Here is a 24,552-nt window from a genome sequence, read left to right as displayed (position 1 = left end):
CTCTTTTAATGCCTTCCTATTGCCTCCGCTCTTGCCTCCACCTCTTGCCCCCGCCTTTCGACGCCTCGTCCACTCGCACCCCACAAATAAAAAAAAACGCCGATTACCCGCGTTCGGGAATCGACGTCTCATACGTCTCGTTATAGCACCGGGCTGACTCGATGTCGAGCTCCGTCAAGCCGCCCGCATGCCAAGTGGTCAGGCGCAGCGTCACTTTCTTGTAATCAATGGCGATGAACGGATGGTGATTCATCGCTTCCGCAATCTCCGCCACGCGATCTACGAACGCAATTGCAGCTGGAAACGTGCTGAACCGGTAGCTTCCTTGCATCCACTTCTCATCCTGACGGGACCAGCCGGCAAGCGCTGCGATTGCAGCATCCACAACGTCCAGCGCCATTTTCTCCATTTTCGCCAAGGAAACACCCCCGCCTCTACCCATTCAAATTAGATGAGCCGAATGATTCTACTTTCCTTCTCGTCCACCGAAACTTCAATAATATGATGCTTCGGACGGTACGTGACAATCCCCCCGCCGACATGGATGACAGGATCCTCGCCAAGCGCATAGAACACATCGTCCGCGAGCGCTTCCATTAATTCAAGCCGCTGCGGCTCTTCAAGCTGCTCCCAATCCGCGGTCTCCATCTCGAAGAAGAGATACCCATCCCCAATCGAGTTCAGCGCCTCCTTCAGCTCGCCCAGAATATCGACGTACTCCCTTGCATGCTTAACTCCCATTCTCATTTCCTCGCCTTCCGCACAATTTTGAGACAGAATATCTACTATTCTACACGAAATCGGATGAAAACGACTAAAACATCCATTTCGCTCTAATCTGAACGCGCCTTTTGCCGATAAATAATATAGAAGTGGGTCTGTCGAAATGACGTTCAATTTGTCGTAATGACACATCGGCCAGCCGTCCGCTTCCTTTCTGTACATCAGGCATATGCGGCCCTGCCGTTTCTTTAGTATCCTAATATTCTTACTAGTTGAGGTGTGTCATGGAAAAATCTACTGTCATTGGTATTGTTCTTGGGCTTGTCGCAGTTCTGCTAGGTATGACGCTCAAGGGTGCCCCGATTGAGGCTCTCATCAATCCAGCCGCTTTTGTAATCATTATCGTCGGCACTGCAGCCTCGTTATTCATCGGTTTCCCAATTTCTGAACTCAAGAAGTTTCCGAAGCTGATCAAAATGATTTTTGTCGTTCAAAAGCTGCTTCCCCGCGAAGAAGTAATCGCCCTCTTCATGGAGTGGGCAACAATTACACGCCGCGAAGGTCTTCTAGCACTGGAGTCGAAGGTCGACGAGATTGAAGATCTGTTCCTTCGTAATGGCATGCGGATGATCATTGACGGTAACGATCAGGATCTCGTTCGCGACGTTCTGCTCGAGGATATCGCTGCAACGGAAGAGCGTCACCGCGCTGGCGCACTCATCTTCTCTCAAGCCGGCATGTACGCGCCAACGCTAGGGGTACTCGGTGCCGTAATCGGTCTGATTGCCGCACTCGCTGATATGAGTGATATGGGGAAGCTCGCGCATGCGATTGGAGCCGCGTTCGTTGCCACTCTTCTAGGTATATTCACCGGTTATGTATTGTGGCACCCGATTGCCAATAAGCTGAAGCGACTTTCGAAGCGTGAAGTCGAGCTTCGTCTCATGATGGTAGAAGGGTTGCTTTCTATTCAGTCTGGCGTATCTACGGTCGCTATTAATCAGAAGCTGTCTGTCTTCCTAACGCCGACAGAACGTCTACAACTGAGTAAGAAGGGGGCAGAGGCCGTTGAGCAAAAAGCATAAAGCCGAACACCACGAGGAGCACGCTGACGAAACGTGGCTCATCCCTTATGCCGATTTGCTGACTCTGCTACTCGCGTTGTTCATCGTGCTTTATGCGATGAGCACCTCCGATTCCAAGAAGTTTGAAGAGATGAGCAAAGCCTTCAATGTTGCGCTGAACAGCGGCACTGGCGTACTTGATCAATCCTCGCTCGTCAATCCGCTTGATCAAGTGGTTAATACAACCGAGGTTAATAATGAAGACAATCAGTCCTTGAAGAAGAACGGCGCTCCGACGCAGGATCAGCTCGACTCGCTAATGAAGAAGGAACAAGAGGATCTTGAGAAGCTGAAGAAGCAGATGGACCAGTACATTCAGTCGAACGGCCTCACGACCCAGCTAGATACGAAGCTTAATCAGTCGCAGCTGACAATTACGATCAGTGACAGCTCCCTCTTTGCACCGGGTAGTGCGAAGGTGAAGCCGGAATCCCGGAAGCTGGCCGTCACGATCGGTACCATGCTGCAGAAATATAACGACTATGAGGTCGTCGTCTCTGGCCACACGGACAATGTACCGATGAATTCCAATGAGTTCAATTCAAACTGGGATCTTAGCTCGATTCGGGCCATCCGGTTCACCGATATTTTGCTTGAGAACAAGAAGCTCAACCCTCACCGCTTCAGCAACATCGGTTATGGCGAGTATCGCCCTATTGCGGATAACAAAACCTCACAAGGACGTGCGAAGAACCGCCGCGTTGAAGTGTCCATTATCCGCAAATACGCCGATAGTACGAAATTCGTGACGATTCCTGTCGACCCAACGAAGAAGTAAAACATAAAAACCAGTCAGGCTCTAAGCCTGACTGGTTTTTTTATGCCTATTTTTATGCCTATCTATATCACTCATCTAATAGCGCTGCAGTGACAGCTCAATTGATTTGCGTACGAGTACGTCCATCGCATCAATGCAGACCCGCTTCGTCTCGACGCTGAAAGGAATGATCGAGAGCTCCGTACATGCGATGATAACGCACTGACAGCCGTCTACTTTAACCAAGTTATGAATGATTTCTTCGGTTTCCTTCGGGTCGATCTGGACGCCGCCCTTAATATCCTTGTAGATAATATTCATCACCTGCTGCTGAACCTCAGGCTCCGGCACATGCGGCACCAAGTTATACTTAAGCGCCGACTTGCTGTAGATTCCGCTGTGCAGCGTACCGTTCGTCGCCAGAATGCCGACCTTGCAGCCGTCGCCATGCTGCGCATGGATCGCTTTCATCGTCTCTTCCACCATGTCAATGATCGGAATCGAAGTCATCTGCTGCATTTCCTCGATATAATAATGCGCCGTATTGCAAGGCATCGCAATATTCGCGACATCGGCATGCTCCAGAAGTCGAATGTCCTTCTCGATCTCACGGAGAAACGGCCCCGGGTTATTCTCCAGAATGACATGGGTCCGATCCGGCAAGGAAGCATGATTCAAGATAATCATATCAATATGATCCTGATCTATGTCGGCTACTGTTGCCTCTATAATTTGATCAATAAATACGGACGTCGCCTTCGGTCCCATCCCGCCAAGAACACCTAACCGCCTTTTATGCTCCATCATCATTCTACCTACTTTATCCGTTAATCCGTTATCGGTTGTTGCGTTGCTCTTCCAGCTGCTTCAGCGCAATCTCAGCGCCAGGGTCCATCCCTTGGCAGCCTGCGAGCAGAATCAGATCACCGCGGCCCGCCTTAGACAGCGCAGTCGCAATGGCATCCGGGAGCTCACGGTACAGCTGCACGTCAATGTTCGCTTCCTTCATTACTTCAAGGAACACCTCCGCTTCCTCGTCGGAAACGGTATTGTTCTTGTTCACATGCGACTCGCTTCGCGTTGCGATGATCTCGCGCATCTCCAGCCTGTTCAGCCACTCCACGATCGCCTCTGCGTTCTCGCGATTAATGACCGGTCCGCGATGACCACGTATCGCATACACCAGATGGAACTTCTCATAGTCCATATAGCGCATCGTCTCAAGCGTCACATGAATATTGCCCGGATTAGCAAAATGGTCGTCGATGATAATGAACTCATCCTCATGGATGAACTCAAATCTGCGCTCCACGCCGCCGAACGTACGCAGCGCCTCTTGAATGGTGGCAATCGGAATTCCGCATAGGAGCGCCACCGTAATAGCCGCCATCGAGTTGTAAACGGAATGCAGCCCCGGAATGCGCAGCTCCACGCGGAACTCGCTAGGCGTATACTCGATCTCGCCTGTTTTGAACGGCTTCTTAATCTCGACGGTAAACTTAGCTCGGCCAGTTGAGAGATCTAGATCTTTGCAGTGAAGCGTGCCTTCGCTGCTCTTCATGCCGAACGTAACGACCTGCGCCGCCGTCTCCGTAACGAGGGATGCCGCATACTCATCATCGAGGTTAAGGACAGCGTAGCTATGTTCACTGGCGCGTTTGATCAGGCTTGCTTTTGCCGCAAAATAATTCTCAAACGTGCCATGCGAATCAATATGCTCACGGCCCAAGTTATTGAAGCAGACGATATCATAATCAACCGTCTCCACTCGATGGGACTCGAGCGCCGCCGAGGACACTTCCATGCTCACATGGGAGACGTCACGTTCCACCATCTGCGCCAGATAAGACTGCAGATCAAGCGATTCCGGTGTTGTCAGCTCCGATGGGATCTCCGAATCGTCAATCTTAATGACAACTGTACCGATGAGCCCCGTCTTCAGCCCATGCTGCTCTAGAATCGCATTGGTCATATAGGTCGTAGATGTTTTGCCATTCGTCGCCGTTATGCCGATCATCTTCAGCTTCTCAGACGGATGGCCGTAATACGCGCTGCCAAGCTGGGCAAGTGCAATTCGGCTGTTCGGCACGACATATTGCGGAACGTCAACGTCTTCTTGCACGCGCTCCACGATTGCTGCTACCGCACCTTTCGCCACAGCGTCGCGCAAATACTTGTGCCCATCGGTCGCGTAACCGGTAATACAGACGAAGAGGTTACCCTCTTGCACTTTCCCCGAATGATAGGCAATGCCGGATATCACTGTAGAATCCGCAGCTGCCTGATAAGTATGAATAATAGCTGTCTCTTGGAGCAGCTCTTGTAATTTAGTCATGGAATAAGTCCCTTTCCGCCCATGAAATTATGTGTACGTCCAAATAGCTCGCAGTAGCGCTTCCGGGCTTGTCCAACTCATTACCCGTAGCGGCCTCCTGCTTAAACGCAATTATTTTACAGTTTACTCTATGCAAAGTGCCTACAATCCTTTATAATTTTACTTCATGTTTTCTAGGATTACAAATGTTTGTTTTCCACGCAAAAAGATCAGAGGCGCCTCATTAAAGCCGATTCTCTCTGATCTTTCGCTTCACTGCTATTGTATTATTTCCCGGGAAAAGCGCCCTAGGTCCCGTCCCTACTTCTACTTATAGTCGAGCATCGTAAACAATTCGCTCAACTCGTCCTTCGTCAGATCCCGCCACTTTCCGTAACCAAGCTGTCCGAGATGAATATTCATAATCCGTACACGGCGCAGCTTATTCACGTTGTAGCCGAATGTTTGGCACATACGGCGAATTTGACGATTCTTCCCTTCCGTCAGCGTAATCCGGAATACCCGGTCGCCTTCCCGCACCACCTTGCACGGCAAGGTCATCGCGCCTAAGATACGAACGCCTTCGCTCATCGCCTGAAGAAACCGCGGTGTCACTGGACGATCAACCGTTACGACGTACTCCTTCTCATGCTTGCCCTCCGCACGCAATATCCGGTTCACAATATCTCCGTCATTGGTCAGCAGAATGAGCCCTTCCGAATCCTTGTCCAAGCGTCCAATCGGAAAAATCCGCTCCGGATGTCCAATGTAATCTACAATATTGCCGCCTACATGCGATTCGGTCGTACTCGTTATGCCTACAGGCTTGTTCAGCACAATGTAGACGTGGGAACGCTGCTCCCCAATCCGGCGGCCATCGACACGAACGTCATCGCTAAGCTCCGCCTGACTGCCGAGCTCGGCAGTTACGCCGTTTATAGATACACGGCCCGATTCAACCAGTTTGTCCGCCTCGCGTCTTGAGCAATAGCCGGTTTCGCTAATAAACTTGTTAATCCTCAACTGACTTGTTCACCCCGCACCTATCGTTATTCATCTATTATTGTAGCAGTAATTGCATCATTCTCATATATCTGCGTGATCGGGCGCCCGCCCAAGACCACCCGCCCATTGGCGCATTTCACCATCTTAGCAGCCACAGCCGCAGCCTGTACGGGACGGTACATGCGCAGCCGACCAACCATCAGCAGCTTCATGAGCGGACTAAGTAGAATTGCCGCCTTCTCGCCTAAGCGGAATTCCTCGCGCTTCCCGAGCAGCAGCGAGGGACGAACGATATGCAGCTCTGGCAAGCCAATCTCCGTTAGCCGAGCTTCCATTTCCCCTTTGACCCGGTTGTAGAAGATCGAGGACGACGCATTCGCGCCCATCGCTGAGACTACAATATACTTCGATGCGCCATGCGTCTTCGCCCATTCCCCAAGCGTTATCGGGTACTCAAGATCGACCACGCGAAAAGCCTCCTGTGAGCCGGCCTTCTTAATCGTGGTGCCGAGCGTGCAGAACACGATATCCGCCTCCACGCCGGTGAGCGCCTCTTCCATCCGATCGAGGTCGGCGGTTAGAACCGTTAGCTTGCTGCCGTAGACTTGCATATCCGGCGATGGACGCAGCGGCCTGCGCACCAGAATCGTCACAGCCATACACTGCGGATCAGCAAGCAGCTGCCCAAGCAACGCCGAGCCGACCAGCCCTGTAGCACCAAGCACCAGCGAGCGGTAGCCGCGGCTTGCTTCATTCATATCCGATCACTCCTCGATATGTATTGTTCATGATGCCATTATGGCTTCAATAATGGGAGCGTGATCATCACTTTCGTACCGGCACCAACCTTGCTCTTAATCTCGAGCGCTCCTTGATGGCTCTGAATAATACGCTGGCTCACCATGATGCCGAGTCCCGTTCCTTTATCTTTATCGGTATAGAACGGGTTGCCGAGCATGGGAATGCGATCCTCTGGAATGCCAATTCCTTCATCAATAATCACTACTTTTACGTGATTGGGCATATCACGCTTGACCTCGATCGTAATTTGTCCGCCCGCTGGCATCGCTTCGATTGCATTTTTGATTACATTAATAAATACTTGCTTCAGCTGATTCTCCTCACAGGAGATGATGCACTCCGCTTGCTCGAATGCGGTCAGAAATTCAATATTGCATAGATGTGCCTGGCTATCTAGGAGCGAGATGACATCGCCGAGAATGAAGCGGACATCCTTCTCTTCGAACCGTGCCGCTTGCGGCTTCGCCAGAATTAGAAACTCCCCGACAATGAGATTGATCCGGTCAATCTCCGACAACATGAGATCGACATGCATCGTGTTTAGCTTGGACGTCTCAAGCTGCAGCTGTAGAAATCCGCGAAGCGTCGTCAGCGGATTACGAATTTCGTGCGCGACGCCTGCAGCAAGCTGGCCAACTGTCGTCAGCTTCTCCGACCTGCGGAGCAGCTCCTCCATCTTGTTACGGCCTGTCATATCCCGCGTAATGCTCGCAATCGCGCGAATCTCGCCGTTCTTGTCGCGTATTGGCGACGTTGTGGCACTAACCGCAATCCACTCGCCGTCGCTCGTTACCAGCAGCGTTTCGCGTGCAGTCAGCGTCTTGCCGCCCCGCAGCTGCTCCAAGTACTTCTGCTCTTCCTCGATCAAATGCTCCGGCACGAGCGGCAGCACCTGACCGACTGCTAATTCCGCTTCATAGCCGAACAAATGCTCGAACGCACGGTTCACTTGTGTCGTACGTCCTTCCAGGTCGACAACATGGATCGCATCGGTTGTATGATTAATGAATGATTCCAAATGTTCTTTCATAGATCGGTTCTCTTCAAACGCCATCTTCAGCTTCGTCATGTAGATGCCAAGGTTCTTCGACATCGCATTCACTCGCTGTGCCAGCTGCCCCAGCTCATCCTTGCGTTTCACTTCAATTGAATTGTCGAACCTGCCGAACGATACTTCGTTTATTTTCCATAGGATGGAGCTTACTGGTCGGAAAAGGAGGCCCGAGAGCCAGTAGCTGCAGAAGATGACGAATACGAGCAGCAATACGGAAATCATAATCTGATTGTTGCGCTGATCCGCCATCAGCTCGAGCATCGGTCTCTTATCGAATACAAGTCCAATGACGTAAGGGAGCGGCTGGTTTACTACGACAAAGCTCTTGATGACCGATCGGTTGTTTATCTGGGTATAGCGGAACACTTGCTTGCCCTTCAGCGCTTCCTTCACGCTCTTCTTATCTTGCTCGATTTCTCGGTAGCCATAACTGCCGAACGGGATTGAATTGCTCAGGGGCCTCGTACTATTGACGTAATCCGGCGCTTGTGACTCCGGCATCTTCGCGAATGGTGCCGGGTCAAACCCCGTCACTTCGAGAATGGTGGGGTTGCCTGCTTTCATTTCCGTCAAAAATGATGTCGTATGCGCGATTTCCTCATATTCACTGAGCTGATCGCTTTGCATATAACAATGAATCACATAATTACGTCCGCTCATTGCAAAGTAGCTGCCTTCTCCCATCGTTTCTTTGTCATTGAGCGATGCGACATAAGGTGGCGTCCAGAATGTGTTGCTCGAAAGTTGGAACTGCATTGCATCCCGCTCCAGCCCGATCTCTGAGGGATCGGATGAATGAACGGTGATATAATTTGATCCATCAAGGAGCATCGTGGAAATTCGGGTAACCCCAAGCTCATCAGCTAAATTAGCCAATTTCTGATCCGTAACGAGAAGCGAGGATTCCGGAAGCTGCTTCGCCGCCTCGAGTGAAACCGCCTTCAGCTTCTCCGTCAGCATCGTATGTATAAATGTATGTTCCCTTGAATTCTGCATGACATTAACCGCAATTTGCTGGCTAATGGCCATCATATTCGCCTCTACGTCAGAGCGTAAATTGACGCGTGTCGAATATTCACTCAAAATCACATGAAATGCAAGCATGATAAATACAAGCAATGAGATCATAAAAGACAACTTTGTCTTCACCGACAATATGTGACACACCCTTTAAAGCAGCTTGTGGACATCTTACTTGGATCATATCATAATTGTCATAAAATGAAAGCAATCTGCAGCACCAATATTATGGAGGAAACTGAAGTTACACCCTGATAGATCGAGGTTATCCCGCAACTTATACACAGGATTTTCCCCATACTCACAGGGTAACTGAATAATTTGTGTACATAACTGTGAGTAAATCAGCTTTATCCACAATTCTATACACAACCTGTTAACAACGAATATTTGTTCGTGGCACAATTCGACAGTCGATTCGTGTCGCAGCTGCATATAACCCTGATTTACTGGGACTGGAGGCGTATTCAGATGATTTCGACAGAAACGGATTATTTTCGTGAGGAAGATTATAAGTGGATGCAAGAGGCGATTGCCGAAGCGCGGAAAGCAGAAGAGATTGGGGAAGTGCCAATTGGCGCCGTTATCGTGAAAGACGGTGAAATAATTGGTCGGGGGTACAATCTGAGGGAGACGAACCTGGATCCGACCGCACACGCAGAGATGATCGCTATTCGGGAGGCAAGCCAGCATCTCGGCGCGTGGCGCTTGCTCGGCTGTACGCTGTACGTGACGCTGGAGCCTTGTCCGATGTGTGCAGGAGCGTTGGTGCAGGGTCGAATTCAGAAAGTCGTCTACGGCACAACCGACCCGAAGGCGGGCTGTGCCGGAACGTTGATGAATTTGCTGCAGGAGCCGCGCTTCAATCACGAAACGGAGCTGCTCGGAGGCCTTCTACAGCAAGAGTGTGCACAGCTGCTGACTCAATTCTTCCGTCGATTGCGAGGGCGCACCTAGTATTATATTTCGCCTGTTCTTCCTTATGGAGCTGTTGCAGCGTCACAATGACTTCGTCAGCAGCTTCACTTATGGCGATGACTTCTGGGTCGGTTAAACTGCCGCGGGCTTCAGCTATTTCAAACAGCTTTATTCGAAGCACCTGCAGCTCATGGAGAAGAATCATTTTGTCATTCATGGCGGCTAAGAAACAGCTCCTATCACATTCAAGTAGGGTTAAGGGTGCAAGGATGTGTGTGGCGATCATGGATGACTAATTGTTAAAGGAAGTTTAATAAGTTATCTATTATTATATACGCTGTGTTCGAATCTGTTTGTAATACCATGTCGACAGTATGACTGTGAATGCGCTTAAACTTTCGACAAACCTCTGCACAAAATGGCCATTTCCGGTTCTTTATTCACAGTTGATAAGTATTCGAATAGGACTTTAGTCTCTCTCAGTAGTTATTCAGATGTGGATATCTTATTATCTGCGATCTACCCACATCATCCCCACGATATCCACATTGGTACGTTGCACCAATCGTGCCAAACATGCTATTATTATCCTTGCCGCGCGCCCGTAGCTCAGCAGGATAGAGCGACAGTTTCCTAAACTGCAGGTCGTACGTTCGAATCGTATCGGGCGCGCCATTTGATTACAAACCTTGTTATGGCAAGGTTTTTTGTTTTTTAACGGAGGCGTACTGGACATGATGGTTACCGGAAACAATGTATATATTCGCTTCTTTGAGGATGAAGATGCAGAAGCATTACTTGATTTACATGTGAATAACCGCGAATTATTTCAGAAGTACTCACCTACTATTGCAGATGACTTTTATACACTTGAGACGAAACGTAAGTATATAAGCGATTCCTTACAGCAGTGCGAAGAAGATAAAAAGTATTGCTTTGGCATCTTTTTAAATGAGAACGGTAAGTTGGTCGGTAGCGTATCACTTAATCATATCTATCGGGGCCCACTTCAAAGGGGCATGATTGGTTATCAATTGGATGCTCAATATAACGGTAGAGGATTAACGACGGAAGCCGTCTCCCTGACTGTCGCATACGCGTTTAATGAATTACAACTGCATCGCATTGATGCTGGCGTTATGTTAAGCAATGTAGGCTCCATGCGTGTACTTGAGAAAGCAGGCTTTTATAAGGAAGGCATCGAACGAAAAGGTGTACAGATTAATGGACAATGGGAAGACCATCAGATCTTCGCCATTATATCCGAACACAATTAAACGGAAGCACTGCAAACCCTTGATACTCAAGGGTTTATTCTTTATATCAGGAGGATCCCACGATGATGATTCAGAATCTATACGAAACGCATATTCAAGTACAAGATCTGCAAGCCTCCATCGCTTTCTACAAAGACCTTGGCTTAGAGTTGTCGCTTGTCGTTGAGGAGCGCCGCGTTGCTTTCTTCTATATCGGCAAAGATCGGCAGATGCTAGGCGTATGGGAAGTGGCGGCGGGTACTGAAGTTCGCAGAAGGCATTTTGCTTTCGGTACCGATCTAGCACAATTAGAGAAATCCATCGAATGGCTGCGCGCCAAAGGGTTATCCCCAGTTTCGGTGCTTGGGCGTGAGCCGATCGAACCGATTGTCCACACGTGGATGCCTGCAGCTGCCGTTTACTTCAACGATCCGGACGGCAATGAGCTGGAGTTCATCGCCTGGCTGCCAGATGAGCCGCGTGAGCTCGGCTATGCTCCGTATTTGAGCGAATGGCGAGCGCTGCATCAGCAGAGCTAACCTCACACAGAAGAACCGCGTCCTCGGGCGCGGTTCTTTTTATATATTAGTGTAAGAATAGAGTATGAACACTTTATACAAATATATAGTCTTAGTCTAAGTTATTAGTAATATCTCTATTAATGAAACTACATATCTATTATTTCCATATCGCGATAATAACAGAAATGATATAGAATAAGAATGGATTTACTAAATATACCTAAAAAAGGGGAATTGTCCAAGTGAGCAGAATGACAATGAAAAAGAAACTATTCATTGCAACATTAATGTTAGTCGTATCCGTATCCTCTGCTTCTATCGGCGCCTACGCTGCAACGAAATACTCGCTATCATTAAACGGTAAGAAGACCTCCTTAGACGTCCAAATCATTAAAGGAGATGCATACGTCAGCGCCAAAAAATTCGGAGAGCTGTTGGGACAAAAAGTAACAATTGACACGAAGAAATCTACTGTCACTGTCGTTACGTCCAATCCTGCTAAGCCTGCATTAAAAGCTGGCGAATACCAGGCCAAAGACTTTATCTTTAGCGATGTACAAGCCTCTGAAGGTGTTATCGGCTGGGAAGTAACAGCTGAAGTTAAAGCACTCAAAGCTTTCAAAGGTGCTGTTTTCACAATTACTTTCTTGGACGCGAATGGGAAAAGAGTCGGATCAGCTGCTGGATCGGTATCGGATATCGCGAAAAATGAAGTGAGAACCGTTCAATTTATAACGACGGATGATTTAACCGGTTGGAAAAAACTTCGTCCACAAGTTGATATGTCGTATTAAGACTAAGAGTCTCCGGCATAAAGTCGAGCGCTGCATCAGCAGAGATAACCTCACACAGAAGAACCGCGTCCTCTTGCGCGGTTTTTTTAATTTTAGGTACAACGACTCATAAAAGAAGGGTTTTAACAAATTTTGTCGAACTTGTTTGTTAGGTTATCTAACATCTGTGAAGGGAACGTGCTACCTATGAAAATGCCTTTCTTCTCCCTCGCCATCAAACTGCTTGACCGTCAGAACTATGCGAAGAAATTTATGCTGATCGGCATCGTCCTCGTCATTCCCATCGTGTTTCTTATGTATTTCTACATTTCATCGAAGAATGTCGGCATTCATTTCGGCAAACAAGAACTGCTCGGCAGTCAGTATAATGCCGGCGTTACCAAGCTGCTTCGCACTGCAGAGAAGCTGCGTGAACAGACCAATACATACCGCAGCAGCCAAGGTGATGCTACTGCATCGACCGCAATTACACGCTTGCAGCAGCAGATGGACACTGCAATCGCAGCACAAGACAAGCTCGACGCTGATCTAGGCAAGACACTCGGGACGAGCAAGGCTTGGAGCCTCATCAAGTCTGAATGGCAATCCAATAAGAGTACAGTGCTGCAATCAAGCACCACTGATCCCCAATATAATAAACATCTGACGCTCGTCGAAGACCTTCTTAAGCTGACAGAGCTTGTCGCCAACAATTCGAATCTGATCCTCGACCCCGATCTCGACAGCTATTATATTATGGACATCACGCAAGTGAAGCTTCCTGCCGTGTCGAACTTGCTTAGCTTATCCCTTACGATTGCTGAGGAAGCAAGCCGCAGTAATCAACTCTCGCTCGAAGCTCGTACACAGCTGCTGCGCTACATGACGCTGCTTCAATATGACATGGACACCGCACAATCCGATCTTCAGACCGCCTTTACCAGCAACCCGGCAATCAAGCCGCTCCTTAGCAATCAGCTGGCAGAGACTTCAAGCCTTATCCAGAAGCTAGAAAAGCAATTCAATGAACAACTGCTAAGCGAAGGCGGCCAGCTATCGTCTACCTCAGCCGAGTTCACAAGCCTGTCCAGAGCAGCGATCGCATCCATCTACAAGCTATCTGATCAAGCAACGCCTGTCCTGGATCAGCTGCTGCACGAGCGTATCGACAGCTTCACTTCCCAGCTCTACCAGGCCATCATCTTCATCGCAGCTTTGCTGGCGCTCGCTCTCTATCTCGCCATTGCCTTCTGCATCTCGACAGTCAGCGCACTGACGAATTTGGAGAAGCTATCGCGTTCCATCGCGAGCGGAGACCTATCCGTCACGAGCGATTATGCGCCACGGGACGAGATCGGCGCCTTCACCAAATCCTTTAACCATATGGTCGCAAGCTTGCGCACCGTAATCAGTCATATGAAAGAGAGCGCCGTCTCCGTCTCCAATGCGTCCAAGGACATTTCGCAGAGTACGGAAGAGATTGCAAGAGGAAGCAGCGAGCAAGCCCGCTCCACTCTAGAGATGAACGAGCTGCTCATGCAGCAGGCCGCTGCGATCAATCTCGTCGCTCGCAATGCGGAGAATACGTCGCATCTCTGCATGGATACGAAGCAAATCTCCGATGAGAGCAGCCGGGTTGTACAGCTCTCCATCGACAGCATGAGCGCCCTAAGCAGCAAAATGACGACCTTACAAGACGCCTCCATGCGAATTGGCGAGATCATCGAGGTCATCGACGAGATTGCTCAGCAAACCAACCTGCTGGCGCTAAATCAGCCATTGAAGCAGCCCGCGCAGGCGAGCAAGGCCGCGGCTTCTCTGTCGTAGCAGACGAAGTACGCAGGCTGGCTGAGCGCAGCAGTGAAGCTGCAATGCAAATTACACACATCATTCACGACATGCAGAATTACAGTACAGAAAGTGTTCATGCCGCGACGAGCGCCATGGAGTATTCCAAGCGCACCGAGCAATCGTTCCAGACCATAACGCACAAAATCAACGAAATGACCAAGCAGGTTACCGATATCGCCTCTGCGAGCGAGCAGCAGTCTATCCAGACCAAAGATGTGCTGAACTCTATTGAGGGAATTGCCGCGTTTAGTCAGGAAGCCTCAGCAGGCTCAGAACAGACTGCAGCCAATTCACAAGCACTGTACAGCTTGGCGAACAACTTGACGCAATCGGCGGCAAGCTTCAAATTCTAACAGTCTCAGCTCATGCAAAGAAGCGTCCCTCCATCGCGGAGTGGACGCTTCTTATTCATTAGGATTAGGAGCCGCTCGGGAGCCCGAGCATTCCTTGCAGCTGCTCAACCGGAATCGCATCCTTCGGCAATTCATATTCGAACTTCACATCTTTGTTAATATCCGAGATCGACATCTCGTAATGCATGTCTAACTTAAGCCCGCCAGCAGCAGCGTCAGTTGACTCAAGCTCCACGTTCAGCCCTTCGTACGTCAAGTAATCGTCCTTAATGCCTCCGGTTACCTCGAGCTGGCCAATCTTCACACTCTTCTTGAACGTATCAACTGCATCCTTCGCTTTGCCCGTATTGCCGCCGGAGAGTTCTTTCTTCGCCGCCTCCAGCTGTTCTTTTTTCAACTGAAGGGCCTTCATATACGACTCATTGCTAAGCAAGATATCAATGATTTGCGGCGCCGCCTTCTCCATCACCGCCGTCAGCGCAGTGTCTTTGTTCGACTCATCCACAGCGAAACGTACGAACTTGTCAGCCTCCTGCCCTTCCGGAAGCCCATTCATATCCGCACCCTTCGGCTCAGAGAAGAACGTTTTCTCATCCAGACTACCTAGCAGCGCTTTGAGCAGATCTTGACCGATGTTCTGCGAAGCGGTAAGATCACCGACGCCTTGCTCCTGAGCCAATTTCTTCGCATCAATCTCCACAAATTTGCCCGAGAGCGCATCAAGCATCGGGTAACCTGGTATTTGCGGTACCTTAATCCAAACTTTATCTGCTGTAATAATCATCGGGAGCGATACATTCAGCTTCACGTCACCGCTGCCGAGTGTCATATCCATCACAAGCTCAGCGCGAGCAGGCGATTTCTGCACCTTACCGTGGAAGTTAATAACCGCACCCTTCAACATCGACAAAATAAGCGGAGCTACAGCCGGCATTTTGCCATCAACAACTTCCTTTTGAGGCAGCGACAGCTCATTTAGCGTCATTTTCCCTGTATATGTCATGCTTTTTGCATCTTGATTGTTAGCCATTGCGTCCAACATCGTTTCCTTCGCAGATTTGGAGCTGCTGCATCCGCTTAAGACGACTAATGCTGCAACGAGCAGCAGAATTGTACTTACCTTCACGAATTTCATTATAAAAAAAACTCCTCTCCCTTTAACGAAACGAGCCCGCAATCAAGCGAGCACCTTTCATTTTACCTGATCCTCGGATCAATCGGAACAATTAAATGATGGCACATTCATCTTCAGTTCTATTTGCCCATGCTAAAAAGCCCCCTGTCGACGGATTTCACTCCATCTCAGAGGGCTTCAAATACGAATAAAGCTTATCCTTGCGGGTTATTATGACTCACATGATTGGCCTGTTTCGTTTTCTTCGAGCCCGAGTGAGCTACCGGCTGATGCGAATCATTATCCGCACGCGATCTGGCACGCTGCCCATCCGGGTTAGACACAGGAACGCTCTTGGACTTGCCGCCCATACTAAATACACCTCTTTTTTAGAAATTCAATAACTAACTGCGCGAATGGAACAAATCTGACGGCTCGTCGTGATTCAGATCATCCTGATGTCGCCGATCATTCGTATCCTGCTGCAGCTGCTGGGCTTGATGGCTGTTAACCGGATTTTTATCCAGATCTTCTACGACATTACTTAAGTTCTTATCCGCAGTTCCTTTAACTTTTGTCATGAATTCAGCTTCGCCTGCCTTTCCTTATGCGAGTGTACGGCTACGGCTAAAACGGCGGGATCTATGGATGTGTCAGATCGTGCAGCGCTTGCGCGCATTCATGAATATGGCGGGTGTAATCCTGCACCAGCTCCTGAACGATCTCCGTCCTCTCGTCGATCGAACGGCCGTCCTTCTCCACATCAATTAGAGTCGTTTGCACTTCACGGCCATCCACATAGGCGACCTTAAAATCAAAATCATACATCTGGTGCCCAGCCGCATGTATCGTAATGCGCAGAGCTGACGGATCCGCTTCATCAGCCAGCACCTGCGCGCGATCGGCTTCATTAATCGTCGTTGGCAGTGTTTGCTGCCACGCTAACGTCAGCTGCTGCTGATCAATTGCGAGCTCATCGTGCTTGCTCATCGCTTACCACCTCCATGCCGATAATATGTGGTTTTGGCGGTGTTTTTATGCGGCTGCCGTGACGCGAAGCGAACGCAAAAAAGCGCCCAAGCGATTGTTCGCTTGAGCGCTGTTATGAATGTTAGTGGCGGAGAGGGTGGGATTCGAACCCACGTGGAGTTGCCCCCTAACGGTTTTCAAGACCGCCCCGTTATGACCACTTCGGTACCTCTCCGAATGATGAAACGACCCTTTTCCAAAGGTCACAAGATGTATTGTACCACAGGGGAATTCAGATTCGCAACTCCAAATTCACCCTATGGCCACTACATTATTTTATCGAGCGCTGATGACCTCAAGACCGCCCATGTAAGGACGCAACACTTCCGGAACAACGACCGAACCGTCAGCTTGTTGGAAATTTTCCAGAATTGCAGCAACCGTACGGCCTACTGCAAGGCCTGAGCCGTTCAGCGTATGCACGAATTCCGGCTTGCTCTTCGGTTCCGGACGGAAACGGATATTCGCACGGCGCGCCTGGAAGTCCTCGAAATTCGAGCAGGACGAGATTTCACGGTATGTGCCGCCGCTTGGAATCCACACTTCAAGGTCATACGTCTTCGCCGATGTGAAGCCCATATCGCCCGTACAGAGCGTTAGAACGCGGTATGGCAAGCCAAGGAGCTGCAATACCCTCTCGGCGTTTGCAGTGAGCTTCTCGAGCTCTGCATACGAATCCTCTGGCTTCACTAGCTTCACAAGCTCAATCTTGTTGAATTGGTGCTGGCGGATCAATCCGCGCGTATCGCGGCCAGCAGATCCCGCTTCGGAACGGAAACATGCGCTATATGCTACGAAATTCTTCGGCAGCTCTTCCGAAGGCAGAATCTCTTCACGATGAACGTTCGTCACCGGCACTTCCGCAGTGGGAATAAGATAGTACTCCGTGTCCGCAATTTTGAATAGATCTTCTTCGAACTTCGGCAGCTGGCCTGTTCCGATTAGGCTGTCGCGATTAACGATGTATGGTGGGAGTATCTCTTCATAGCCATGCTCATCACTATGTAGATCCATCATGAAGTTAATAAGCGCACGCTCCAAACGCGCTCCAAGGCCACGATAGAACACGAAGCGCGAGCCAGTTACTTTCGCTGCACGCTCGAAATCAAGAATGCCAAGATCCTGTGCCACTTCAAAATGCGCCTTAGGTTCAAATGCGAACGACGGCACCTCGCCATGACGGCGAATTTCCACGTTGTCGTCTTCAGAAGCACCAACAGGAACCGATTCGTTCGGCACGTTCGGAACCGCCAGCATCAGCTCTGCAGTTTCTGCTTCAACGATGCGAATCTCCTCATCAAGCACTTTTATGCGGTCGCCTACCTCACGCATCTCTAGGATCAGCGCTTCAGCGTCCCCGCCGCTCTTCTTCAGCTTCGCAACCTCCTGCGAAACCGTATTACGACGATTCTTCAGCTGCTCCGTCTCTTGCAGCATGTCCCGCCATTTGCCATCAAGCGCCGGGAAGTTCGAGATGAGTTCCAGCGACTTGCCACGGTTCAGCAAAGCTTGCTCTACTTTAGCGTAATCATTACGCAACAATTTAACATCCAACACGAAAGGAAAGCCCCTTCCAATTTGTTATTTTAACACTCCGGCGTTACTCGCTTTCACCGACCTTCTGATGGTCTCTCCCGTGGTGATATCACCAAAGTTGTTCCCATTCAGAACGTCGGCTAATTGCTCATTCTCGGTCATGTTCTCTCTCTTACATCTCACAGCTAACAACGGCAAAAAGACTGCTTACGCAGTCTTTTACGCTATGCAGCTATGCTTTAGCCGCAGCCGCTTCCTTCGCCATGTCCAGGAAATAAGCATGCAGACGGTAATCGTCCGTAAGCTCTGGATGATAAGACGAAGCAAGCAGATGGCCTTGCCTTGCAGTTACGATTTCGCCATTGTACATAGACAGCACATCGACGCTCGGCGCTACCTCTTTAATAAGAGGTGCTCGAATGAATACCGCACGCACCGGCTCATCAATGCCTTTTATCGGCAGGTCCGTCTCGAAGCTTTCACGCTGGCGGCCGAATGCGTTCCGCGCGACGGTCATATCCATCAGCTGCAGATGCGCATCCTCTTGGCCTTCTATACGTTCAGCCAGGACGATCAGTCCTGCACAAGTACCGAAGATCGGCTTGCCTTGCTGCGAGAAGTCACGAATCGCATCGATGAAGCCATACTTGCGCATGAGCTTGCCGATCGTCGTGCTCTCGCCGCCGGGAATGATAAGCCCGTCAAGAGAGTCGAGCTCTTCGACTCGCTTTACAGCAATGCCTTCTCCCCCAGCGGCTTCAATGCTACGTATATGCTCTGCTACAGCGCCTTGCAGCGCCAGTACACCAATCTTCATCGCTTTACCGCCTTCTTTCCGTTCTTAGAAGCCGCGGTCCTGCATGCGCTCGGAAGGCGCCAGCTTCGAAATTTCAATGCCTTTCATCGGTGCACCCAGGTTTTTGGATACTTCTGCGATCAGCTTGTAATCTGTGAAGTGCGTTGTTGCTTCAACGATTGCACGAGCGAAACGCTCCGGATATTCGGATTTGAAAATACCCGAACCAACGAATACGCCGTCAGCGCCCAGGTGCATCATCAACGCTGCATCGGACGGTGTTGCTACGCCGCCAGCTGCAAAGTTAACGACAGGAAGCTTACCTGTTTCGTGAACGTCCAGAAGCAGATCGTAAGGTACGCCGAGGTTCTTCGCTTCATGATAAAGCTCATCCTTGGAAAGGTTCTGTACTTTACGGATTTGACCCGTAATCAGACGCATATGGCGAACAGCCTCAACGATGTTGCCTGTTCCTGGCTCGCCCTTCGTACGAAGCATTGCAGCGCCTTCTTGAATACGACGGAGCGCTTCGCCAAGATCTTTCGCACCACACACGAATGGAACTGTGAAGTCGCGCTTCGAGATATGGAACACTTCATCAGCGGGCGTGAGCACTTCGCTTTCGTCGATGTAGTCCGCACCCAGAGCTTCGAGCACGCGTGCTTCTACATAGTGACCGATACGTGCTTTCGCCATAACCGGGATCGAAACAACCTTCATTACTTCTTCAAGTACTGTCGGATCAGCCATACGGGCTACGCCGCCTGCTGCACGAATATCAGAAGGTACACGCTCAAGCGCCATAACTGCTGTTGCGCCAGCCGCTTCAGCAATTTTAGCTTGCTCGGCGTTCATAACGTCCATAATGACGCCGCCTTTTTGCATTTCAGCCATACCGCGTTTTACGCGCGAAGTTCCTGTTTCCATGTTCGTAAATCCTCCCAAAAAGTTTTTCGCAGTTTCTCCAACATGTAAATCGCCGGACTAACTCTAACCAATAATTTTACAGCATAGCGGACTAATCGACAACTATTTACACCTTATAAATAGCTGTCGCCACCCGTTTATTTAAAATAAATCCATAATCCCATGGAATAATCCCGAAATAAAGCCGCCAAGTCCACGGAACATCAAGCGCCACCAGCTTGCTTTCTTCACTTCTTCGGATGTGATCAGCTTAACCGTTTTATCAATGGATTGACCGGTTCCCGGATCCTTGTAGGAATATGTCGCCGAGCCTACTTCAGTACCGCTTGGGATTGGAGCTACCAGCTCGTTATCCTTCTTCACTTCAACCTTTGTCAGCTTAACGTCTGGAGCAGCGCCTTTCTTCACGAGGAACGTCACGTCTGTTGCTGTCATGATCGGCACTTCTTTCGATTTGCCTTTCTTTATTTTTACCGTCTTTGCGCTTTCTACAACAGTCTTCGGCGCTACAACCGTCTTTTTCTCAAAATTTTGGAAGCCGTAGTCGAACAGCTTCGCTGTTTGGATGAAACGCGAGGATTTCGAAGAAGCATCCATAACGACCGAGATCAGACGCATATCGCCTTGCTTCGCTGTTCCTGTGAAACAGTAGCCTGCTGCACCGATGTAGCCCGTCTTCATGCCATCAACGCCGGTATACGCATATTTCTTCAAGGATGTGATCGACTTGTTCGTCTCCAGCATCCAGTTCAAATTGACCATTGGCGTCTTATCGCGCTCACGGAACTTATAGCTTGGCGTGCTGGAGAACTCTAGAAACTCAGGGTGCTTCTTGATCAGCACACGAGCGAATTTCGCCATATCGCCTGCCGAAATAACCGTCGTTTCCGCAAGGCCAGTCGCACTTGTGAAGTGAGCTGTTGTCAAGCCGAGTGCCTTCGCCGTTTCGTTCATCTTCCCAACGAAGCCCTGCTCTGTGCCAGCAACTGCATCTGCCAGCGCGATAGTTGCGTCGTTAGCCGATTGAACCGCCATCGCCATATACAAATCTTTAACCGTATGCTTGTCGCCCTCTGCCAGATAGATTGCGGAGCCGTCAGGAGGAATATCAGCTGCTTCTTTTGAAACAGTAACTACATCCGTCATTTTCAAACGTCCAGCAGTAACCTCTTCGAGCACGAGGTACTCGGTCATCAGCTTCGTCATGCTTGCTGGCGGGTAAGCTTTGTCAGCATTGACCGAATAGAGCACCTGGCCGGTATCTGCATCTATTAGAATTGCTGAACGCACCTCAATTCCTAGTGAGTTCGGCGTGAATTCTGATGAATCCGCATGAGCCTTATAAGTGCCTAGAGTCGTTGTAAGCATCGTCGCAATAACAGCTGCACAGATGGTCGGTACGAAACGTACCAGTCCCTTTTTCCGTTTCAACATTCTCTCTCCTCTTCTATCATCTACTCTAGTTATTGTAACACAAAGCACATCGTTTCTAAAAAAGAAAGACAGGAAAACGGTGATTCCCACCATCTTCCTGCCAGGTCCGTCATTATTTCATTTATGCTGCAGCATTAGAAAAGATTACAGCGAGTAGTTAGGGGCTTCTTTCGTAATTTGAACATCATGCGGATGGCTTTCGCGCAGACCAGCATTTGTAATACGAACGAATTGTGTATCATTCTTCAACTCTTCGATACTTGCCGTACCACAGTATCCCATACCGGAACGTAAGCCGCCGATTAGCTGATGTACTGTATCTGCAAGCGGTCCTTTGTAAGCAACACGGCCTTCAATGCCTTCCGGAACAAGCTTGTTCTCGTTCTCTTGGAAGTAACGGTCCTTGCTGCCTTCCTTCATTGCGCCGATGGAGCCCATACCACGGTAAACCTTGAAGCGGCGACCTTGATAAATTTCCGACTCGCCTGGGCTCTCTTCCGTACCTGCGAACAAGCTGCCGATCATAATCGCACTTGCGCCAGAAGCGATCGCCTTCGTTACATCGCCGGAGTACTTAATACCACCGTCAGCGATGATAGGAACATTGTATTCACGCGCAACCGATGCACAGTCATAAATCGCTGTAATTTGCGGTACGCCGATACCTGCAATAATACGAGTTGTACAGATTGAACCAGGACCCATACCGACTTTGATAACGGACGCGCCGGCTTGGATCAGCTCGCGTGTACCTTCACCAGTGGCTACGTTACCTGCAATGATCGTAAGATCTGGATAATTGTCACGCAGCAATCGAACCATCTCAAGCACGTTCTTCTGATGTCCGTGAGCCGTATCGATGACAAGCACGTCAACGCCTGCATTAACCAGTGCTTCCGCACGCTCAGGAGTATCCTTCGCAATACCGACAGCAGCGCCGCAAAGCAGACGGCCTTGAGGATCTTTCGCCGCACTTGGGAACTGGATCGCTTTCTCGATATCTTTAATCGTAATAAGACCTTTAAGTGTATTCGTGTCATCAACAAGCGGTAGCTTCTCGATCTTATGCTTCTGGAGAACAACTTCTGCCTGCTGCAAAGTTGTACCTACAGGAGCTGTGACGAGATTGTCCTTCGTCATGACTTCGCTAATCTTCATCGAATAATCATGGATGAATCGAAGATCGCGGTTCGTAATGATACCAACAAGCTTCTGATCGCCATCCACAACTGGAACGCCAGAAATGCGGTACTTGCCCATTAATTCCTCAGCATCATACACATGGTGGTCAGCTGTAAGCGAGAACGGGTTTGTAATAACGCCGCTTTCTGAGCGCTTAACACGGTCTACCTCTTCCGCTTGCTGAGCGATGGACATATTCTTGTGAATAATACCGATACCACCCTCACGTGCCATAGCGATCGCGAGTTTAGCTTCCGTAACAGTATCCATACCTGCACTGATGAGTGGAATGTTTAATTTGACGCTAGGACTTAGTGTGATCGAAACATCAACTTCCCTAGGCAATACTTCCGATTTACGAGGCACGAGCAGTACGTCATCGAAGGTTAAGCCTTCTTTGGCGAATTTATTTTCCCACACAGATTTGTTCCTCCCCAAACGATTTGCTTCCCCCTTGAATTGTCGGAATTGTCGTGAAAATCCCAGTAAAATCAAGAGGTCCGCGTATATTATTGCAATAGTATCAGAGGGGTATAGGGCTGTCAAGATAATCACGGCAGGGGGTTTTTGTCGATATTAAGAACGATAATCATACTTGCAATTCGAACTCCACAATAGAAACTCATAAACCCCCTGTTCCTTAGCTGCTTGGATTTGCTTATTCACCTGTTCTGCCCCGTACTGCTGATGCGGGTGCACCCACTTTGCAGTGAAGCTTTGCAGCCATGGTCGAATAGTCGCTGGTGTCTGATCACTTCCACTGCTAATCAGATTATTACGGTGATTCGCATCCATCATGGCATGGCGGATAATTGCGTAAGGGCTAAGATCTGGCTGTTTTACCCCATACATGCCTGTAGAGTAATGAGAAGGATAGGTCATCGGGGAGATGACGTCAACGGCGTTCGATATGGAACGCCATGATTGGCCAATACCCATGTCATTCGTTGATGAGGTCACGAGCCCAAAGACATCTGCCGATACCCTAGCACCTGCAGCATGTACGCCGCTTGTAGCGTCTTTAAGAAATTGGGCGATAACTTGTGACTTGGATTTTCCACCCCGGCTGCTGCTGTACTGAACTTCTCGATCAACCTTGGACCCGTTATCCGGAAACCGTACATAATCAAATTGAATCTCATCAAAGCCAATTGTAGCCGCTTCTTTCGCAATCGCTGCATTATAAACACGAACCCGCTGCTGAAAAGGATCTAGCCACACTTTGCCCTGCACGTCCCTCCATACGCCTCCACTCTTCCGCTGAAGCGCGAAGCTCGGATATGTTTTGGCGTATAACGGGTCTTTGAAGGTCACGATACGCCCGATTACATAAATATGCTTGTCCTTCAGCTTGCGTAGCAGCGCCTGTATGTCACCTATCGCTACGTGCCTGTCCGCGCCAATGGCGTTTACTTCTGGCAGTGAAGACTTGTAGGTAAGTTGGCCATATTCGTTCTTTACATCGATAACCATTGCATTGAGGTCAGTACGGTCAACAAGCTGGATGAGCCGATCAAGCCGCTTCTTGCTGCCTGCCACCCAACCGGATACATAGATCCCCTTTACAGGATCTCTAGGCACAGACAGCCTACGTACTCTGGTAGATCGTGGTTGTAGCTGCTGTGACTTAACTGCGGCAGAATAAGTATGTGGACCACTTACATGTACATTGAAATTTGGTGGCTTCATCTGTTGCTGTATTGGAGGTAAGCTCGCTTCTTGCAGCTGCGTCGAGCTCCCACAGCCCGTACATACAAGAAGCGCTGTCAGTATGGCAAATGCCTTTGTTCTTATTCCGTCCACCATCACTCGTTACCACCTCCGTCACAAAGAATGACTGCGTTGTCAGTAGTATGTGCTCGCTTTCGCGCTCAGTTGTGAAGGAGATATGACCATCTATGGGTGAAAAATACAACCCACATTAAAATACAGACAACAAAAAACCGACCATATCAAATATGGTCGGTTATCTGTGCTTGGCGACGTCCTACTCTTCCAGGACCCTGCGGTCCAAGTACCATCGGCGCTGGAGGGCTTAACGGTCGTGTTCGGGATGGGAACGCG

The 24,552-nt window shown here is 49.5% G+C and carries 24 protein-coding genes, 2 tRNA genes, 1 rRNA gene and 1 pseudogene; 8 read left to right on the top strand and 20 right to left on the bottom strand.

The window, feature by feature from the left end:
- Nucleotides 1–103: 103 nt before the first annotated feature.
- Complete coding sequence (locus tag BMY11_RS23000; RefSeq protein WP_090582063.1) at nucleotides 104–409, bottom strand: 4a-hydroxytetrahydrobiopterin dehydratase; 306 nt, start codon at nucleotides 407–409, stop codon at nucleotides 104–106.
- Between the two features lie 38 nt (nucleotides 410–447).
- Nucleotides 448–747 (bottom strand): hypothetical protein, encoded by a 300-nt coding sequence (locus BMY11_RS22995; RefSeq protein ID WP_371262918.1) that lies wholly within the window; start codon nucleotides 745–747, stop codon nucleotides 448–450.
- Nucleotides 748–1,007: 260 nt separating this feature from the next.
- On the opposite strand from BMY11_RS22995, the gene motA reads away from it, so the two are divergent.
- Together motA and motB are read left to right on the top strand one after the other, a co-directional pair.
- Nucleotides 1,008–1,808, top strand: a complete 801-nt coding sequence (gene motA / locus BMY11_RS22990; protein ID WP_090581793.1) for a flagellar motor stator protein MotA — start codon at nucleotides 1,008–1,010, stop codon at nucleotides 1,806–1,808.
- Complete coding sequence (motB, locus tag BMY11_RS22985; RefSeq protein ID WP_090581791.1) at nucleotides 1,792–2,625, top strand: flagellar motor protein MotB; 834 nt, start codon at nucleotides 1,792–1,794, stop codon at nucleotides 2,623–2,625. Before motA ends, motB begins: the two co-directional genes overlap by 17 nt.
- A gap of 75 nt (nucleotides 2,626–2,700) precedes the next feature.
- Here the strand turns inward: motB and BMY11_RS22980 are convergent, their stop codons facing one another.
- The 5 genes from BMY11_RS22980 to BMY11_RS22960 form a co-directional block, all read right to left on the bottom strand.
- The gene (locus BMY11_RS22980; RefSeq protein ID WP_256217720.1) at nucleotides 2,701–3,414 is read right to left on the bottom strand and encodes a cysteate racemase; all 714 of its coding nucleotides are present in this window, start codon (nucleotides 3,412–3,414) and stop codon (nucleotides 2,701–2,703) included.
- A gap of 25 nt (nucleotides 3,415–3,439) precedes the next feature.
- Complete coding sequence (locus BMY11_RS22975; RefSeq protein ID WP_090581788.1) at nucleotides 3,440–4,939, bottom strand: Mur ligase family protein; 1,500 nt, start codon at nucleotides 4,937–4,939, stop codon at nucleotides 3,440–3,442.
- Between the two features lie 306 nt (nucleotides 4,940–5,245).
- Nucleotides 5,246–5,941 (bottom strand): 23S rRNA pseudouridine(2604) synthase RluF, encoded by a 696-nt coding sequence (rluF, locus tag BMY11_RS22970; RefSeq protein WP_090581786.1) that lies wholly within the window; start codon nucleotides 5,939–5,941, stop codon nucleotides 5,246–5,248.
- Between the two features lie 26 nt (nucleotides 5,942–5,967).
- The gene (locus BMY11_RS22965) at nucleotides 5,968–6,681 is read right to left on the bottom strand and encodes an NAD(P)H-binding protein (RefSeq protein WP_090581784.1); all 714 of its coding nucleotides are present in this window, start codon (nucleotides 6,679–6,681) and stop codon (nucleotides 5,968–5,970) included.
- A gap of 38 nt (nucleotides 6,682–6,719) precedes the next feature.
- Entirely contained in the window at nucleotides 6,720–8,927 is a 2,208-nt protein-coding gene (locus BMY11_RS22960) for an ATP-binding protein (protein ID WP_256217743.1), read from the bottom strand.
- Nucleotides 8,928–9,269: 342 nt separating this feature from the next.
- On the opposite strand from BMY11_RS22960, the gene tadA reads away from it, so the two are divergent.
- Nucleotides 9,270–9,755, top strand: coding sequence for a tRNA adenosine(34) deaminase TadA (gene tadA / locus BMY11_RS22955; RefSeq protein ID WP_090581780.1), 486 nt, complete (start codon nucleotides 9,270–9,272; stop codon nucleotides 9,753–9,755).
- On the opposite strand, the gene BMY11_RS22950 is transcribed toward tadA, so the two are convergent.
- Nucleotides 9,661–9,921 (bottom strand): aspartyl-phosphate phosphatase Spo0E family protein, encoded by a 261-nt coding sequence (locus tag BMY11_RS22950; RefSeq protein WP_256217742.1) that lies wholly within the window; start codon nucleotides 9,919–9,921, stop codon nucleotides 9,661–9,663. The two genes, tadA and BMY11_RS22950, sit on opposite strands and share 95 nt — an antisense overlap.
- 393 nt (nucleotides 9,922–10,314) lie before the next feature.
- Between BMY11_RS22950 and BMY11_RS22945 the strand changes: the two genes are divergently transcribed.
- The 5 genes and pseudogenes from BMY11_RS22945 to BMY11_RS22925 all read left to right on the top strand — a co-directional run bounded on the left by BMY11_RS22945 (nucleotide 10,315) and on the right by BMY11_RS22925 (nucleotide 14,470).
- Nucleotides 10,315–10,391: transfer RNA gene (locus BMY11_RS22945), tRNA-Arg, on the top strand.
- A gap of 62 nt (nucleotides 10,392–10,453) precedes the next feature.
- Entirely contained in the window at nucleotides 10,454–10,993 is a 540-nt protein-coding gene (locus BMY11_RS22940) for a GNAT family N-acetyltransferase (protein WP_090582058.1), read from the top strand.
- A 65-nt stretch (nucleotides 10,994–11,058) separates the two neighbouring features.
- Nucleotides 11,059–11,511 (top strand): VOC family protein, encoded by a 453-nt coding sequence (locus tag BMY11_RS22935; protein WP_090582055.1) that lies wholly within the window; start codon nucleotides 11,059–11,061, stop codon nucleotides 11,509–11,511.
- A 233-nt stretch (nucleotides 11,512–11,744) separates the two neighbouring features.
- Entirely contained in the window at nucleotides 11,745–12,287 is a 543-nt protein-coding gene (locus BMY11_RS22930) for an FxLYD domain-containing protein (protein WP_256217741.1), read from the top strand.
- Nucleotides 12,288–12,473: 186 nt separating this feature from the next.
- Nucleotides 12,474–14,470 (top strand): annotated as a pseudogene (locus BMY11_RS22925) (methyl-accepting chemotaxis protein).
- 64 nt (nucleotides 14,471–14,534) lie between these two features.
- Here BMY11_RS22925 and BMY11_RS22915 read toward each other — a convergent pair.
- The 12 genes from BMY11_RS22915 to rrf form a co-directional block, all read right to left on the bottom strand.
- The gene (locus BMY11_RS22915; RefSeq protein WP_090581770.1) at nucleotides 14,535–15,605 is read right to left on the bottom strand and encodes a hypothetical protein; all 1,071 of its coding nucleotides are present in this window, start codon (nucleotides 15,603–15,605) and stop codon (nucleotides 14,535–14,537) included.
- Between the two features lie 194 nt (nucleotides 15,606–15,799).
- Nucleotides 15,800–15,955 carry a small acid-soluble spore protein P gene (locus tag BMY11_RS28590; protein ID WP_143069330.1) on the bottom strand — a complete coding sequence of 52 codons (156 nt, stop codon included), beginning with the start codon at nucleotides 15,953–15,955 and terminating at the stop codon, nucleotides 15,800–15,802.
- Between the two features lie 33 nt (nucleotides 15,956–15,988).
- Nucleotides 15,989–16,165 carry a hypothetical protein gene (locus tag BMY11_RS29000; RefSeq protein ID WP_177182785.1) on the bottom strand — a complete coding sequence of 59 codons (177 nt, stop codon included), beginning with the start codon at nucleotides 16,163–16,165 and terminating at the stop codon, nucleotides 15,989–15,991.
- Nucleotides 16,166–16,226: 61 nt separating this feature from the next.
- Nucleotides 16,227–16,574: a hypothetical protein gene (locus BMY11_RS22910; RefSeq protein ID WP_090581768.1), complete on the bottom strand. Its 348-nt coding sequence runs from the start codon at nucleotides 16,572–16,574 to the stop codon at nucleotides 16,227–16,229.
- Nucleotides 16,575–16,699: 125 nt separating this feature from the next.
- Nucleotides 16,700–16,788: transfer RNA gene (locus tag BMY11_RS22905), tRNA-Ser, on the bottom strand.
- Nucleotides 16,789–16,889: 101 nt separating this feature from the next.
- Nucleotides 16,890–18,170, bottom strand: a complete 1,281-nt coding sequence (gene serS / locus BMY11_RS22900; RefSeq protein ID WP_090581766.1) for a serine--tRNA ligase — start codon at nucleotides 18,168–18,170, stop codon at nucleotides 16,890–16,892.
- A 211-nt stretch (nucleotides 18,171–18,381) separates the two neighbouring features.
- Nucleotides 18,382–18,966: a pyridoxal 5'-phosphate synthase glutaminase subunit PdxT gene (gene pdxT, locus BMY11_RS22895; RefSeq protein WP_090581764.1), complete on the bottom strand. Its 585-nt coding sequence runs from the start codon at nucleotides 18,964–18,966 to the stop codon at nucleotides 18,382–18,384.
- A 24-nt stretch (nucleotides 18,967–18,990) separates the two neighbouring features.
- Entirely contained in the window at nucleotides 18,991–19,872 is an 882-nt protein-coding gene (pdxS, locus tag BMY11_RS22890) for a pyridoxal 5'-phosphate synthase lyase subunit PdxS (RefSeq protein WP_090581762.1), read from the bottom strand.
- Between the two features lie 141 nt (nucleotides 19,873–20,013).
- Entirely contained in the window at nucleotides 20,014–21,306 is a 1,293-nt protein-coding gene (locus BMY11_RS22885; protein WP_256217719.1) for a D-alanyl-D-alanine carboxypeptidase family protein, read from the bottom strand.
- A gap of 144 nt (nucleotides 21,307–21,450) precedes the next feature.
- Entirely contained in the window at nucleotides 21,451–22,908 is a 1,458-nt protein-coding gene (guaB, locus tag BMY11_RS22880) for an IMP dehydrogenase (protein WP_090581759.1), read from the bottom strand.
- A gap of 156 nt (nucleotides 22,909–23,064) precedes the next feature.
- Nucleotides 23,065–24,294, bottom strand: coding sequence for a putative glycoside hydrolase (locus BMY11_RS22875; RefSeq protein ID WP_090581757.1), 1,230 nt, complete (start codon nucleotides 24,292–24,294; stop codon nucleotides 23,065–23,067).
- A 168-nt stretch (nucleotides 24,295–24,462) separates the two neighbouring features.
- Nucleotides 24,463–24,552 (bottom strand): 5S ribosomal RNA (gene rrf / locus BMY11_RS22870); the annotation flags it as partial.

It is taken from the genome of Paenibacillus sp. OV219 (assembly GCF_900110075.1).
In the GTDB taxonomy this organism is placed as follows: domain Bacteria; phylum Bacillota; class Bacilli; order Paenibacillales; family Paenibacillaceae; genus Paenibacillus_Z.
Note: the sequence above shows the minus strand (reverse complement) of the source record. Positions and strands in the feature narration are given on the sequence as shown.